13 protein-coding genes and 3 pseudogenes are annotated in these 14,014 nt (G+C 68.9%); 13 read left to right on the forward strand and 3 right to left on the reverse strand.

The genetic code is table 11. The features are described 5' to 3' along the window. Positions 1 to 5: 5 nt before the first annotated feature. Complete coding sequence (locus tag IE177_RS17895; protein ID WP_190016361.1) at positions 6 to 377, reverse strand: MerR family transcriptional regulator; 372 nt, start codon at positions 375 to 377, stop codon at positions 6 to 8. Positions 378 to 508: 131 nt separating this feature from the next. Between IE177_RS17895 and IE177_RS17900 the strand changes: the two genes are divergently transcribed. The 6 genes and pseudogenes from IE177_RS17900 to IE177_RS17925 all read left to right on the forward strand — a co-directional run bounded on the left by IE177_RS17900 (position 509) and on the right by IE177_RS17925 (position 6,029). Next, positions 509 to 1,174, forward strand: a complete 666-nt coding sequence (locus IE177_RS17900) for a class II aldolase/adducin family protein (protein WP_190016362.1) — start codon at positions 509 to 511, stop codon at positions 1,172 to 1,174. Beyond that, positions 1,174 to 1,665 (forward strand): carboxymuconolactone decarboxylase family protein, encoded by a 492-nt coding sequence (locus IE177_RS17905; protein ID WP_190016363.1) that lies wholly within the window; start codon positions 1,174 to 1,176, stop codon positions 1,663 to 1,665. The genes IE177_RS17900 and IE177_RS17905 overlap by 1 nt, the downstream gene beginning before the upstream one ends. A 309-nt stretch (positions 1,666 to 1,974) precedes the next feature. Next, positions 1,975 to 2,868, forward strand: a complete 894-nt coding sequence (locus IE177_RS17910) for a hypothetical protein (RefSeq protein WP_190016364.1) — start codon at positions 1,975 to 1,977, stop codon at positions 2,866 to 2,868. A gap of 95 nt (positions 2,869 to 2,963) precedes the next feature. Then, positions 2,964 to 3,549 (forward strand): annotated as a pseudogene (locus IE177_RS17915) (sigma-70 family RNA polymerase sigma factor family protein); the annotation flags it as partial. A gap of 153 nt (positions 3,550 to 3,702) precedes the next feature. After that, positions 3,703 to 4,845 carry a hypothetical protein gene (locus tag IE177_RS17920; protein ID WP_229816099.1) on the forward strand — a complete coding sequence of 381 codons (1,143 nt, stop codon included), beginning with the start codon at positions 3,703 to 3,705 and terminating at the stop codon, positions 4,843 to 4,845. Then, positions 4,842 to 6,029, forward strand: coding sequence for a hypothetical protein (locus tag IE177_RS17925; RefSeq protein WP_190016365.1), 1,188 nt, complete (start codon positions 4,842 to 4,844; stop codon positions 6,027 to 6,029). Before IE177_RS17920 ends, IE177_RS17925 begins: the two co-directional genes overlap by 4 nt. 1,340 nt (positions 6,030 to 7,369) lie before the next feature. On the opposite strand, the gene IE177_RS17930 is transcribed toward IE177_RS17925, so the two are convergent. After that, positions 7,370 to 8,173, reverse strand: a complete 804-nt coding sequence (locus tag IE177_RS17930) for an SAM-dependent methyltransferase (protein WP_190016366.1) — start codon at positions 8,171 to 8,173, stop codon at positions 7,370 to 7,372. Between the two features lie 352 nt (positions 8,174 to 8,525). Here IE177_RS17930 and IE177_RS17935 point away from each other — a divergent pair, with 352 nt between their 5' ends. From IE177_RS17935 to IE177_RS17960, 6 genes and pseudogenes are all read left to right on the forward strand, one after another. After that, positions 8,526 to 9,026 carry a hypothetical protein gene (locus IE177_RS17935; protein WP_190016367.1) on the forward strand — a complete coding sequence of 167 codons (501 nt, stop codon included), beginning with the start codon at positions 8,526 to 8,528 and terminating at the stop codon, positions 9,024 to 9,026. Positions 9,027 to 9,071: 45 nt separating this feature from the next. Further along, on the forward strand, positions 9,072 to 10,148 hold the full coding sequence (locus IE177_RS17940; protein ID WP_229816100.1) for a ferritin-like domain-containing protein: 1,077 nt from the start codon (positions 9,072 to 9,074) through the stop codon (positions 10,146 to 10,148). A gap of 130 nt (positions 10,149 to 10,278) precedes the next feature. Continuing rightward, positions 10,279 to 10,431, forward strand: a complete 153-nt coding sequence (locus IE177_RS17945) for a hypothetical protein (protein ID WP_190016368.1) — start codon at positions 10,279 to 10,281, stop codon at positions 10,429 to 10,431. A gap of 211 nt (positions 10,432 to 10,642) precedes the next feature. Further along, positions 10,643 to 10,984: a hypothetical protein gene (locus IE177_RS17950; protein WP_190016369.1), complete on the forward strand. Its 342-nt coding sequence runs from the start codon at positions 10,643 to 10,645 to the stop codon at positions 10,982 to 10,984. A gap of 43 nt (positions 10,985 to 11,027) precedes the next feature. Further along, positions 11,028 to 11,351 (forward strand): annotated as a pseudogene (locus IE177_RS17955) (transposase); the annotation flags it as partial. Between the two features lie 347 nt (positions 11,352 to 11,698). Continuing rightward, a pseudogene (locus tag IE177_RS17960) lies at positions 11,699 to 11,803 on the forward strand (transposase family protein); the annotation flags it as partial. Between the two features lie 116 nt (positions 11,804 to 11,919). On the opposite strand, the gene IE177_RS17965 reads toward IE177_RS17960, so the two are convergent. After that, the gene (locus tag IE177_RS17965; RefSeq protein ID WP_190016370.1) at positions 11,920 to 12,354 is read right to left on the reverse strand and encodes a VOC family protein; all 435 of its coding nucleotides are present in this window, start codon (positions 12,352 to 12,354) and stop codon (positions 11,920 to 11,922) included. Positions 12,355 to 12,785: 431 nt separating this feature from the next. Between IE177_RS17965 and IE177_RS17970 the strand changes: the two genes are divergently transcribed. Beyond that, positions 12,786 to 14,012, forward strand: a complete 1,227-nt coding sequence (locus tag IE177_RS17970) for an aminotransferase class V-fold PLP-dependent enzyme (RefSeq protein WP_190016371.1) — start codon at positions 12,786 to 12,788, stop codon at positions 14,010 to 14,012. Positions 14,013 to 14,014 lie beyond the last annotated feature (2 nt).

Genomic DNA, 14,014 nt, shown 5'->3' on the forward strand with positions numbered 1-14,014 from the left:
GGCGTTCACCACCGCGCTGTCAGCTCCCGGAACTTGGGGCAGGTGACGATGTCCTTGGCGCTGCACTTGAGAGCGTGTTCCAGGAGCTGGGTGGCGTGGTGGAGATCGACCATGCGCTGCTCGATCTCGGTGATCTTGGCGCGGATCATCGCCTGCCGGTGCGGCTGGTCGCGCTGGAACTCCTTGACCTCGCTCAGGGTCAGCCCGGCCTGCTGGTACTTGCGCAATACCACGATCCGCTCGGCCGCATCCGAGTCGTAGCGCCGCTGCCCGCTCTGGCGTGCGGGCGGGGGCAGCAGGCCGTGACGTTCCCAGAACCGGATGGCCGACGCCGGTACTCCGGTGGCCTCGGACAGCTGCCCGATCGTCATGACCATGTGTCTGTCCTCCCCTTCTCCACCCTGCTGCGGCAGGGCATTTGACTTGAACCATAGTTCAAGTTGGAGGGTGTCGGCACGGGGACAGCGGCGCTCGAGCCGCCGCCACCGACTGACTTCAGGAGGACGCCATGGCCGATGTGCAGGTAAGGAATGAGCGGGCCGACCAGCTGGTCGAGGCCGCCGAGGGACTCTTCGCGGCGGAGGTGATGTCCCACTCCGGGCATGCCAACCTCAGCGCCCGGCTCGATGACGACAGCTTCCTGCTGACCCCGGGATTCGTCCGCGGGCTGCGGCCCGAGAACCTGGCGACCGTCAGCCTGGACGGACAGGTTCGCGCCGGACAACTGCAGTCGGTGAGCGCCGAGATCACCGCCATGCACAGCACCGTCTACCGCATCCGCCCACAGGTGGGGGCGATCATTCACACGCACTCGCCCGCTGCGACGGCCTTCGCCGTGGCCCACCGGCCGCTGCCGTGCCGCACCGAGCCGATGCTGCGCTTCGGGCAGGCGGAGGACGTCCCGGTGGTCCCATGGGGGCCGCGTGGGTCGGACGTGTCGGTCCGCGGCATCGCCGAGGTCCTGGAGCGCCGCACGACGACGGCCGCGGTGCTGCTCGCCAACCACGGTCTGTTGGTGTTCGGCCCGGACCCGGCGGCCACCGCTCACCTCTTGGTGGCCATCGAGGAGAGCGCCGAGGCCGAACTCGCCGCTGCGGCGATCGGCGGGGCCGTGGACTTCCCCGAGGGCGCCGTGGAAGCCGTGCGGGCCGCGATCGCGCGGGTGGCCTCCTGATGAACGTGACGACGGGGACGGAGCCGGTGTCCGTGCCGGACACGCCGGCGACGGCGAGCGGCACGGCGGCCGGGCGTGCAGAGGCGGTACGGGATCGCTACCGGGCGACCCTGGGGGCCGTCCCGGATGGTGTGGAGGCCCGGCTGCGGCTGGCCCAGGACTTCGGGCGACTTCCCACCGAAGAGGCGATCGCGGTCTTGCGGCACATCGTTCTGACCGACAACCCGCTGGGAGCGCGAGTGCAGCAGCTGGTCCACTTCGGTCAGCTCCTGGCGCTGGGCAGGGCCCATCCCGCCCGTATCCACGCCCAGGGCGCGCTCCACGCGGGGGCGGGTATCGCCGACCTGATCGGAGTCGCCGAGACCGCGCTCATCACAGCAGGTGTCCCGGCCTTTGCGCTCGGTACCGAGATCGTCGCCGAGATCTCCTCGGCCGAGGACGGCGGGGACGCCGGACAGCACCCAGCGGCGGAGCGGCCGCGCGTCCGGTAAGCCGCGCCCCGCGTGCGCGAGGGAGGCGAAACCGCACACTCGGGGCTCGTCGCCCACCCACGGGCAGAGGCGGGTCGCTGACGGGGATACCGTCCGGCTCGCGGCCCCACTTGGGCTCACCCGCCCGGCTCGGTCGTAGGCCAGGCCGGGAGGCCGGGTAGGCAGGGGAGGCAGGCATCGGCTTGGGCGGTGGCCAGGTCGTGCCCGAGGGCTTTCACGGCTGGCCGCCGCTCGGGTCCGCACTCGTCCATATCGGATCCGGGAATGACAAAATCGGAGCACGGGGGAGGTGATGGGTGGGAGGCACTGATGGATCTGGACGCTGTCGTCGATGAGCTGTACTCCGTGGCCCCGGGTGACTTCACGGCCGCCAGGGACGAGCGTGCCAGAGCCGCGAGCGCGGAAGGCGACCGGGAGCTGTCCGAGCAGATCCGCCGGCTACGGCGCCCGACCCTCGCGGCATGGGCGAGCAATCTGCTGGTGCGCGAGCAGCCGGACGAGGTGAAGCGGCTCGTGCAACTCGGTGAGGCGCTCAGGCGGGCTCACCAGGACCTCGACGGCGAGCAGCTGAGGGAGCTGTCGGCGCGGCAGCACCAGGTCACCTCTGCACTGGCCCGGCAGGCCGGCCGGCTCACGGCCCAAGCGGGGCAGCGCATCAGTGACGACATGCGGCAGGAGGTCCAGGACACCCTTCACGCGGTGCTGGCCGACCCTGAGGCGGCCGAGCAGTGGGCGAAGGGCCGTCTGACGAAGCCGCTGAGCGCCCCAGCAGGCTTCCCCGCCCTTTTCCGGCAGCCCACACCGCCCTCGGCTGACCGTCGCACCGAGCCCGCCGGCGAGGTGGCCGACCTGGAGGCCGCGCGCACTCGTCGCCGCGAGCAGGAAGAGCGTCTCGAGCGGGCCCGGCAGCAGGCCGCGGACGCCGAGCAGGACCTTCACGACCGGGAAGCCGAGCTGACCACCGCGGAAGAGCAGCTGGGCCGGGCGGAGGACGAGCAACGACAGGCAGAGCAGCGCGTCACCGAACTCTCCCGGCAGCTTCAGGACGCGGAACACGAGCAGCAGCGGGTCCGGGAGGCCGCGCGGAAGGCCCGCGCCCACACACGGGACGCAGATCGGGCCGCGCGCGAAGCTCGCCGCAGGGCCGAAGAAGCTGCCGCACACGCCCGCGAACTGGCCGAGCAGACTCGGCACCGGGCATGAACCTACCGCTCGCCCGCGGTCTGTGACCGGACCGAACTCCGACAGGGAGTGAGGAACGCGGAACTTCCGCGGCTGGGCCATGCGATGTCGTCAACGCGGGCCGCTCGCAGGTGGCCGACCCCAAGGCGTATCTGACGCGGATCGTGTCGAACCCGGCGCTGGAACGGCTGCGCTCCACACGGCACAAGCGGGAGACCTATGCAGGGCCGTGGCTGCCGGTGCCCATCCTCACCGGCAAGGACGCCTCCGAGGCCGCCACGGATGCCGAGGCGGTGTCGATGGCCATGCTGGTGGTGCTGGAGACGCTCAGCCCGCTGGAGCGCGCGGTGTTCGTGCTGAAGGAGGTCTTCGACTTCAGTCACGCCGCCCTTGTGGACCGACGGCGGCGGCAAGGTCCGCCAAGCCCTGCGCCCGGTGGTCGGCGCGGCCACGGTGGCCGCCTGGTTCGCCGCCATCGGCACCGTCACCTACCAAGGAGTCGAGCCTGCCGACATGAAGGCCGAACTCGTCGAGATCAACGGCGGGCCGGGCATCGTGTTCAGCGGACCGGAACACGTGATCGCCACCGTCACCTTGGACTTCGGCACCGACGGCCGTATCACCGCCATCCACAACGTGGCCAACCCGGACAAGCTTCAGGCCGTGGCCAAGGGCACCACCTACGACGTCGGCACGCGTTGAGTGCCGTCACCCGCAGTCCCCACTCGTCAAGGCCGGCATAGATCAACGCGATGCGACCTGCAGGGAAGTCGAGTGAAGCGGCCTCCCTCGTACCGAGCGCCGCACAGCCGACGGTGACGGGGGATACACTCCTGCGCCGGAGGGGATCACGGGGTGAGTGAGACAGACGGGGCGCCCGCGGCGCCCGGCCGGCTGCGCCGAGCGCTGCCGCACAGCAGGCGCGGCCGGTTGCTGCTGATGTCCGCGCTGGTACTCGTGCTTGCGGGCACCGGGTTCGCTACGTGGACGGCGGACACGTGGCCGTGGCCGAAGAACCACTACTGCTGGGGCGCGTGGGAGGAGGACAGCGGTCCGGGCTTCCTCGGCGACGAGGCCTTCGGCGACGATGACGACGGGTCACGCACCGACCGGGAGACGGCGCCCACCCGCGAGCGTCCGACCGGCAGGTGCGAGATCGTCATCGCCGGCGAGTACGAGAGTCACGACGGCGACAAGGTCTCCATCGACCAGCAGGTGTCCGTCGAGTACGGCCCCGTCCCCAAGGCCGCGGAGGCCCGGCTCGCGATGGTCCATGACGGTTTCCTGGGCGGCGACATGGCCCCGTTCCCGGACGGCCTGCCGGGGACGGTGAACGGGCGCGGTGGCATGCTGGTGCTCCCGAAGTCCTGCGATACGCAGGACGGCCGGCCGACCGTCGTCACCATGCACGCGTCCGGCACATACAGCAACGGCCCCTCCTACACCCGGAACGATCCTGCCGATCTGGGCGGTGCCCGTCAGGCTGCGGTGCTGCTCGTCGCGGCGGCCAACCGTGGAATGGCGGCGGCCGGTTGCGCGCCCGACGAGCCGCTGAGGGTCAGCTCGCCGCTCTACGACCTGCCGGGCAAGCCGGAGAGCGTCTTCAGCGCGTCCGACGACGTCTGCGGCATCCGCGGCTTGCGCCTCGCCACGGAGGACATCGAGGACCAGACCGGCGCGGTCACCCGCGACCTGCAAACGTGCAGCGTCCTAGGCGATCGGGACGGCATGCCGTACCTGGAGCTGGCGATGGTCGCGCAGCCCCGGCTGGCCGCGGTGTTCGACGGCATCGCGGGCGAGCACCCCGCGGCCCGCGGCTGGCGTGGCACGGGCACCTTCGGCGAGAAGCACACGATCGTACGGGCCGACTGCGCCGGCCGGCCCGCCACCTTCCTGATGGGCGCCTCCACCGACCCCGACCACCTAGCCGCCTTCGCCAACGCGGTCGCGGCCCGCCTGGGCTGCGCCCCCATCGCCCCCAAGGGAGCCGCCCAGTGAGCAGCACCGCGGACGACCCGAACGCAGACGAGCAGCCCCTGCCCGCCGAGCAACGACTGCCCACCGAGGGGGAGCCGCACAGCGAGCGGCACCTGCGCCGGTGGCATTGGCGCAGACTACTGCGCGGCCGGATCCGGCCGCTGCTGGCCGCAGCTGTCGCCGGGGTGCTGCTCGGTGTCGGCGGCACGGCCTGGCAGACGCAGGCCGGGCCGTTCGCGCCGGACGAGGTGTGCTGGGGCGCGCTGTCCCGCGATGACCTCGCCGCGACGTTCCGCGAGCCCGAAGACGTCAAGGTGGTCGAGGCGCCCGTGCTGTACGGCGCGCGCTCCATGGAAGGCCCCACCGGCAGTTGCCAGTTGTCGAACAGTGACGGCGACGAGTGGGCGCTCACCGCCCGGGTGCACCGGCTGGACGACCGGGCCGGCGACGACGGCATGTGGGCTGATGAGTTCCTCTCCGCCCGCCTCACCCCGCTCGGCGGCGGCCTGCTGGGCATGGCCTCGGACAACCGCGCCTGGCTCGCCATCCCGGACGGCTGCCTGGGCCGCCCCGGCGACCTCGACGGGCCGACCGTCGTGGACATCGCCCAGGGCGGCTGGATCAGCGGCATGGAGCCGCGCACCGAGGAACGGGACGCGTTGGCCCGCATGGTCGTGAAGCTCGTCAACAAGGTCAGCGCGGACCTGGGCTGCACCGGCACGATCGCCGATCCGGTCGAACGCCTGCCGAAGGCAGCCCACTACACCCGCACGGAGAAGCCGGACGCGCTCTGCGGCATCAAGGGTCTGACCCTGGGCAGGAAACGCAAGGCGGACCAAGACCCCATGATCACCGTCGGGCACGGCCCGGTGCGGACGTGCGACCGGGACATCACCGGCTCGCAGCCGGTGCAGCGCCTGATGACCGTCGAGGACCCGCGGCTGGCCGCGGTCTTCACAAGGATGACGCTGCATGAGGGTGACCGGGTGCGCTCCGCGGCCGGCTACGGCGGCCTCGGCCCCAACCTGGGTATTTTCAGAACCCGTTGCCAGGCGGGGGAGACGGTGTTCCTCGTCCAGGTCAACGACGCTGGACTGAGCGCGGACCTGCGCACCCTCTTCCCCCTGTACGTCGAGGCCGAAGCCGCCCGCCTCGGCTGCGGCCCGCTGAAGCTGAAACTGCCACCACCGGCCGGGAGCCGCTGACTCCCATCCCACCGCCGTCAAACGCCTGAGGCTGGCTTGGCCGCTCGAAAACGGGTGATCTGCCTGAATGACTGCTCGGTACGGTGACTCCGTGTGCGTGTACGCCATGACCTACTACAAGCTGCACTACGCGTGTGTCCCGTGCCGCGTCAGCTTCAAGCAGCATGCCTGGCCGCAGCGGGAGCACGTGTGCCCGAACTGTTCTCAGCCCCTCATTTGCGCCGGTCGTGACTTCGCTCCGCCGCCCAGGCGTGATGTCCACGGGTGGTCTGTCGTCGCTGCGGTGTTGGGTGAAGGGCTCCGCTACGAAGGGCGATCGGCCTGCGGGTGCGGCAAGGAGCCCAGGTACCGCCCGCGGACAAGAGCCGAACTGCGGGTCCGTCGGAACGTCGCCGCAAGGTACAGGATGCCGCTGTCCGAGACGTTGTCCCGACCGGACGCTCTGACCCCGGCGACGGATTGACGGCGCGCCGCAGCATTTCAGGCGGCGATGTCAGTCCAGAGCTGCTGCGACGCTGACGCAGGCCAGGACTTGCCCCGGCTTGCGCGTCTCCCTGCACGACCCGCACGAGCCTGATACTTGTTGAGCGTATCGATCCTCCGGCATGGAAAGAATGGCTTCATGGATGCATGAGGAGCGCGCTCAGTGGGTCGGTGATCAACGAAGTTCCGCTTACCAGGAATGCCTCAGAGCATGGGACGAATACACCTTGGCCCGCGGGGTGTTTCACATTGACGTGTATCCCTTCGGCAGCGATTCCTCGATGCTGCATCCGAGGCTTTGGGGGAACTCTGATACTTCGCGAACCCACCTCGCCTCCACTCAAGAACACACTCACAACCAGACTCCTCGGCGGGATGTGAAGGCGCATGTTTCAAGCCTGACGGGAGGGGAGAAAGGCAGTATGAGGGTGCGAGCCGAGGTGTGTGACCTGAAGCGGGTGAGGGAGCATTGAAGAGGGCTCTGTATCACTTAGCGGCTGTCGTCATGGCCGCGGCTGTCGCGTTGGGTGTTGTGTGGACGGCAGGGAAGATCCACTTTCCGGCCCCCGAACCGGGCGGTTCAACGGCGACGTACGACCCTTGGGACGATCCTTTCTGGCCTCCCACGCCCCCCGCGCCGGCACCCCCTGCCCCGCCACCTCCTCAGGTCTACCGTTAGATGGCGGCGCCCTGCGCGAGGCACGCCCGCGGCACGCCGCGCGGCTGCTGCGGAGCAGCGAGGTGCCGGGACGCCCGGGTGGCCGAGGCGTCCGGCTGCCCCGGCTCCACCCACTCCAGTCGTGTCTTGTGCCGGCGCTGCGAAGTACCTCCGCAGGACTACCGAGCGGCGGGCCGGGTCACTTCTTGACCGCGATACCGCAGACGGAGACATCGGCCGTGTCCTCTTCGGTCCGGTCGGCGTCCGGGCGCCAGGCGGCCGTGGACACGACCCCCGGCTCCACCAGTTCCAGCCCGCCGAAGAAGGAAGCGATCTCCTGCGGTGCCCGCAGGTGGTAGGTGTTGGCCGACTGCCCGTTGTAGATCCCGACCGCGGTGTTGAGTGCCTCATTGGTGTTCGTGCCGTCACTGAGGGCCAGGTAGCTGCCCGAGGGCAGGGCCGACATCAGTGTGCTCACCAGGTCGGCGGGGCGCTCGGCGTCAGAGATCTGCCCCATGATGCCCAGCATGGTCAAGGCGACCGGGCGGCTGAAGTCCAGGGTCTTCGCTGCTTCGGCGAGGATGCGTTCCGGGTCCCTGACGTCGGCGTCGACGTAGGCGCAGGCGCCCTCGGCGCTGCTGGTGAGCAGAGCCTGCGCGTGCACTAGGACCAGAGGGTCGTTGTCGACGTACACGATGCGGCTCTCCGGCGCGATGCGCTGGGCCAGTTCGTGTGTGTTCTCAGCGGTGGGCAGTCCTGTGCCGATGTCGAGGAACTGGCGGACCCCGGCCTCGCCCGCCAGGAAGCGCACGGCGCGCCCGAGGAACCTCCGCTGCAGGCGCGCGACGGCGGCGAACTCCGGGAAGGTCTTCAGGATGACCTCACCGGCCTCGCTGTCGACGGGGTAGTTGTCCTTACCTCCCAGTAGGTAGTTCCAGACACGGGCAGAATGCGGGCGATCGGTCTGCAGCCTGGCCCTGAGTTCTTCACGAGGGTGAGTCATGGGGAAAGCTTCACATAGAGGCATGCCGCTGTGGGCCAATTGCCGCGAGGGCAACTCCACTTCGTCAGGGCTGGGGAACGCCGCACACACCGGTGGCCAGAGTCGCGGGCAAGGTCGTCGAGCACGCGCAGCCGCTCCTGCGGATCCAGTCCCACGGCGCCCCTCCATCGCGGTCTCCTCACCGGCGTCAGCCAAGGACCTCGGACGCGGCCAGGCGGCGCAGCTCGCCAGCCAGCCAGCCTGGCGGCGCGCCCACGTACGGGCTGATGCTTCGCGCACGTCAACCGCCTCCTCTACCTTCGGCCGAGAACGGAGGAAGTCGTGAAGAACATCTGATGGAGGTACGGCCAGCGTGCGCACACCCGTCTTCGAGCTCCACATCCAGCCCATGTTCCGCGCTACCGACCGCGTCCACATGAGTTCCTTCTTCGACCTCTGGGACTACGACGCCGTCGTCGCCCAGGCCGACGACATCCTCATCCGTCTGGAGGACGGCATGCCACCGGTCACCCACGGTGGACCGTGGCCGGAGGAATGGATCGAGCTCTTCAGACGCTGGAAGGATGGTGCCCGAAAGCGGCTCGAACTCGGCACCGCCACGTACACGCTCGACCAGACGTCCGTCGCAGTGACCATCACGGCGACCGGCACCTTTCCTGCTGCGGGCTGCGCAGGCTGGCTGCAGCTCGACAACGAGACGGACACGGCGAAGACCTACGTTCTGTACGTGGAGCAGCCGGATGCCCCGGTGGCCGGCACACCGGCTGCTTTCACTCTCAAGGAGCGCTATCGAGCCGCGGATACCCGCTCCGTCTTCGTCCGTGACGCGACGGGTGTCCAGCAACTGCACTGAAACGGCCACCCGCGGTGATGCGACCGCGATGGGAAGGAGCCTCCCTTGACTCAAGCTCTTGCCTACGAGAGCAAGGCGATCGTCGCCTTGATGGGCCAACCCGGGCCGCAGCGAGACGGAAAGTGGCTGCAGGACGCCTTGCAGCAGGCGATCATGCTGGAGCTCGCGACCCTCCCTCCGTATCTGTGCGGTCTGTGGTCGATCAAGGACCCGGCGAGGGACAAGGCCGTCCACGACGCCATCTTGGCGATCATCATGGACGAGATGTCGCACATGGGGCTCGTGTGCAACATGCTCACCACCATCGGCGGATCCCCACGCATCGACCACGCCGACCTGGTTCCCAAGTACCCGGGGCACCTGCCCGGGGGGGTGCGACCTCAGATCTGCGTGTCCCTCAGCGGTCTGACTGCCGCTTCCCTCGACATGTACTGCCAGATCGAACGGCCCGAGGACCCCGTCGCCGAATTCGAGGAACCCGGCACGTCGATCGGGGCTTTCTACGGCGCCATCCGGCAAGCGTTCAGGCAGAACCCCGACCTGATCAAAGGCCACCGACAGGTCGAGAAGGAGATGGAGACCGCCTACGGTCTGGGGAACAACCTCGTCCCGCTCTCCACGCCTGAGGCCGTGGACGATGCCATCCAGGTCATCATGGAGCAAGGGGAGGGAAGCCACAGTTCGCCGAAGAACCGCTACTTCGGCAGGGAGGGCGAGCTCGCCCACTACTACGAGTTCCGTCAGATCCTGCAGGGCAAGAAGCTGGTAGAGGTGCCGACGGCTCCCGAGGGGTGGGCCTACGAGGGCGAACCCATCGTGATGCCCGAGACCTACCGGATGGGGACAGTGCCCAGGGGAGGCTGGGCGCAGGAGCCGGCGTACCGCCCTGACCCAGCGGTGCAGGAGCTCCTTACAACGTTCAACCAGCGCTACAGCGAACTGCTGGGATGGCTGGAGAAGACATGGCAGGCGGCCGATCCACAGGAAGCGAGCGACGCTCTCGACGAAGCCGAGACGAAGATGCGGAAACTGAGGCTTCCTGCGCGGTCACTGATGCAGCACGAGCTGCCGGACGGGAGCGGGCAGACGTACGGGCCCGAGTTCTTGTACGTCCCGGCCTGATCGAACACTTGGCGCACCCACGCCAAGTCCGTCGGGGGCCCGGTCCGGAGCCCACCCAAGGGTGAACTGCCGCCGGCCCATCGCACCGTCAACCCCGCACTGTCCATGGCTCCGATCCGGGGCGTCCGGCATGACGGTGATCATTCTCGGGCCGATCGTGTGGCAGGCGCGCCAGGTTGCGCGGGGTCGTCACAAGAGCATGCTGGAAGTGAGGAAGACCGCGCGAATAGAGCTCGCGGAGAAGTCGACCGATTTCCATCGGCTTCTGCTGTCGCATCTGTAGAAGTGGCAGATCGGTGCATTGCTCTCGTAATGGAGAAGAAGCTCTTTGTACTGGGGTGGTTTCTTGCATGGCGGAGACATGCAGTCACCCGCCTGTTGATCTATGGAGATGCGAGCGGAAGCCGCGACTCGCGCTCCAAATACTGGGGGTTCCGAACCATGGGTATTGCAGCTGGAGGCTCGGGACCCGCTTGCAAGCATGGGAGGTTGAAATGACGGACGCAGCTTACGCCAAGCTCTTGTGGCTGGAGGCGAAGAGAGTTCAGGACCCCGATGGTGCGGACGAGATCACCGTCAGTAGAGGAGACGGCGGTGTCTTCGAAAGGATACGGATGAGACAAGGGGATGTGTATGAGTTCGACGAGCGATTCGTGCCGTTCGTCAATCAAGAGCCGATTGACATCGTTCTGCACGAGGTGAATGAGGCAACTGGACAGGCCAGCTTCATTGGGGGAGCGGGGATCGTGCCCTCCGAGCTGGGCCTTGGGGAACGAACGCAAGGCATCGGCGCGCTGTCGCCGTCTCTGTACGAGCTGACGTACAAGGTCCTTTGACGGCTGCCATGGCTTCGAGCGGATTACCGCCCTACTCCGCGGGGACACCCTGCTGATCGTCGACGGCACCTTGGTCCCCTCCCGCGACCACACCGTCGCGGCGGAGCAGTCGAAGAACTACGGGTACTGGTACGCCACGGACCACCAGGTCGCCATTGATGCCGACACCCGGCTCGACGTCGCCGTCGGCCGGTCGCTGCTGGGCAACCGTGACGACTGCAAGGCGTGGGAGCTTTCCGGCGCCAAAGAAGCCGTCGGTGAGGCCACGGTTATCGCCGATGGCGCCTACCACGGCACCGGCCTGGTATTCCCGCACCGCCGCGAACGCCGCCAGACCGAACTCCCGGCCTGGGAAGAGGAGCACAACGCCTTGGGCTTCTGCGGCCAGTCCCGTCACCACCGACTCGGGCGCCAAGGGCGTGGTCGAGGGAGCCCGACGGTGTGACGGGCATCACCGGCTATGAGGGCGCCGTCATGCTGGTCACCCACGACCGGCGGATGCGGAGCCGATTCACTGGCTCCCGCCTCGAGTTGCACGAGGGCGTCGTCACCGGCGGACACGGAGGAACAGGCGCTGAGGGCTGTGCCATAGATGATCTCTGACGTCTGGACAGCCTGCTCGTTTGCCCGTCATCCGGCGAGAACGACGCTGTGCAGACGGGCGATGCCGAGCAAAAAGGATCACCTCACCCGTGACCGGCATCTACGGGACAGCCCTTAGCGGAGCGGGTACTGCTGGCAGCCGTGCACTACCGCACGAACCTCACCATGCGGCAACTCGCCCTGCTCTACGGCTGCTCACCTGCCACCGTCTGCCAAAGCGATGCCGAGCATGGCCCGGTTGTACTACCTCGCCCTCACGGGTAACGCACGTCCCACCCACGACCAGAGAGGCCCGGGTAGGCGGCTGCCCGCCTCCCCGGCTCTGGAAATGCTCAGTCGATACAGAATTCGTTGCCCTCGACGTCCAGCATCGAGATGCACGACTCGTTTTCCTCATCGGCGTACAGCGTTCGCACGTGGGTGGCGCCGAGCGCGACCAGTCGTGCGCACTCGGCTTCGAGCTTGGCGAGGCGCTCGTCCCCCACGAGCCCGGTGCCGACCCGTACGTCGAGATGCACCCGGTTCTTGACGATCTTGCCTTCGGGGACGCGCTGGAAGTAGAGGCGCGGGCCCGCGCCCGAGGGATCACTGCAGGCGAACCATGAACCCTGCTTCTCAGGAGGCAGGGTGCGGTTGAAGTCGTCCCAGGTGGTGAACCCCTCCGGTGGCGGCGGTGTGACGTACCCCAGCACCTCGCACCAGAAGCGAGCGAGGCGCTCGGGTTCTGCGCAGTCAAAGGTGACTTGGAACTTCTTGATCACTGACATCGGCGCACCGTACCGCGGACCAGGGGGCCCTGCCGCTCATTTCCTCAGGCAACCCGACACCATCGCCGAGCACTACGTGCTCCAGCGCTGGCCCTCACACGCCAACCCCGGCCACGTATCCGGCGCCTACGCCACGGTAGTCACGAAGGGGAATGGCACACTCCACGGGTGGCCGTGCCTTCTTGGGCTCGCACGCAGCCGGGGTCTCGTACCCAGGCAGGCCTGTGCCCTGGGTCGGCTCGCGTCACGCTTGCGTTGCCCCTGATCGCCGGACTCAGCGGCGTCATGGGAGCGACCTCGCGGGCGCGGGGGAGCAGCTCGTCAGCGCAACCGGGGGGAGTCGTACCGCGAGGCCGCCCCGGCCCTCAAGCCGCGGTCACCGTCGTGTCAGGATGCCGGGTGATCACCTGTGTTTCCGGAGGCCTGCTGACGTGAGTGAGACCGAGGTGGCCGTCGCGCCGCACCCCCTGCTGCTCCCCGACGGCAGGCTCGCCATCGAGGCGTGGTCGTTGGACCCGGCCCTGAGGCACCTGAACCACGGATCGTTCGGCGCCGTCCCGCTGGTGGCACAGGAGCGGCAGGCGGCGCTGCGTGCCGAGATGGAGCGCGCGCCGGTGGTGTGGTTCCCGGAACTGCCGGAGCGGCTCGCCGCCGCCCGGGACGCACTCGCCGGCTTCCTGCGCGTCGACGCCGGCGACCTCGCCCTGGTGCCGAACGCGAGCGCGGGCGCCAGCGTGGTCTACGACGCGCTCGAACGCCGTCGCGGCGGGGAGATCGTCGTCACCGACCACGGCTACGGGGCCGTCACCATGGGAGCCGAGCGGCTGGCACGGCGCTGGGGCGGCCGGGTGCGCACGGCGCGGGTGCCGCTCGGCGCCGACGAGGACGAGGCCTACGAGGCAGTCGTCGCCGAGATCGGCGAGGCCACCGACCTCGTCGTGATCGACCAGATCACCTCGGCGACCGCGCGCCGGCTGCCGGTCGAGCGGATCGGCGCGGAGGCGCGCCGCCGGGGCGTGCCGATGCTCGTCGACGGCGCGCACGCCCCGGGCCTGCTCGCCGCGCCCCTCGCCGACGCGACGTACGAGTTCTGGACCGGCAACCTCCACAAGTGGGGCTGCGCCCCGCGCGGAACCGCTGCCCTGATCGCCCGCGGACCTCTGCGGGACCTGATCCACCCGCTGATCGACTCCTGGGGCGCGGGGCAGCCGTACCCCGACCGCTTCGACCACCAGGGCACGCTCGACGCCACGTCCTATCTGGCCGCGCCGACGTCCCTCGCCTTCGTGGAGCGTACCTGGGGTTGGTCCGCTGCCCGCCGTTACATGGACCGGCTAGCGGACTATGCCGGGCGTGTGATCGGCGCAGCTTTCGAGGTACTGACCGGTGAGGACAGCCGGGCCGACGTCGGGATGCCGGTCCCCGGTATGCGCCTGGTGCGGTTGCCCGACGGCCTCGGGCGCAGCCGGACCGAGGCCGACGCGCTGCGCGACCGGGTGGCCCGGGAACTCGCCGTCGAGGCCGCCTTCACCAGCTTCGGCGGCACCGGTTACCTGCGAGTGTCCGCCCACGTCTACAACACCCCGGCCGACTACGAGTACTTCGCCGAGCGGTGCGTGCCCGTACTCGACGAATGGGCAAAGGAGTTGGGCCGCTGAGT

The organism is Streptomyces lucensis JCM 4490, assembly GCF_014650035.1.
GTDB lineage: Bacteria > Actinomycetota > Actinomycetes > Streptomycetales > Streptomycetaceae > Streptomyces > Streptomyces lucensis.

Bases quoted from the DNA above. Each gene is read 5' to 3' on its own strand.
- IE177_RS17895 (WP_190016361.1), bottom strand. From the start codon at position 377: ATGGTCATGACGATCGGGCAGCTGTCCGAGGCCACCGGAGTACCGGCG.
- IE177_RS17930 (WP_190016366.1), bottom strand. From the start codon at position 8,173: ATGACTCACCCTCGTGAAGAACTCAGGGCCAGGCTGCAGACCGATCGC.
- IE177_RS17900 (WP_190016362.1), top strand. From the start codon at position 509: ATGGCCGATGTGCAGGTAAGGAATGAGCGGGCCGACCAGCTGGTCGAG.
- IE177_RS17945 (WP_190016368.1), top strand. From the start codon at position 10,279: ATGACGGTGATCATTCTCGGGCCGATCGTGTGGCAGGCGCGCCAGGTT.
- IE177_RS17910 (WP_190016364.1), top strand. From the start codon at position 1,975: ATGGATCTGGACGCTGTCGTCGATGAGCTGTACTCCGTGGCCCCGGGT.
- IE177_RS17950 (WP_190016369.1), top strand. From the start codon at position 10,643: ATGACGGACGCAGCTTACGCCAAGCTCTTGTGGCTGGAGGCGAAGAGA.
- IE177_RS17965 (WP_190016370.1), bottom strand. From the start codon at position 12,354: ATGTCAGTGATCAAGAAGTTCCAAGTCACCTTTGACTGCGCAGAACCC.
- IE177_RS17905 (WP_190016363.1), top strand. From the start codon at position 1,174: ATGAACGTGACGACGGGGACGGAGCCGGTGTCCGTGCCGGACACGCCG.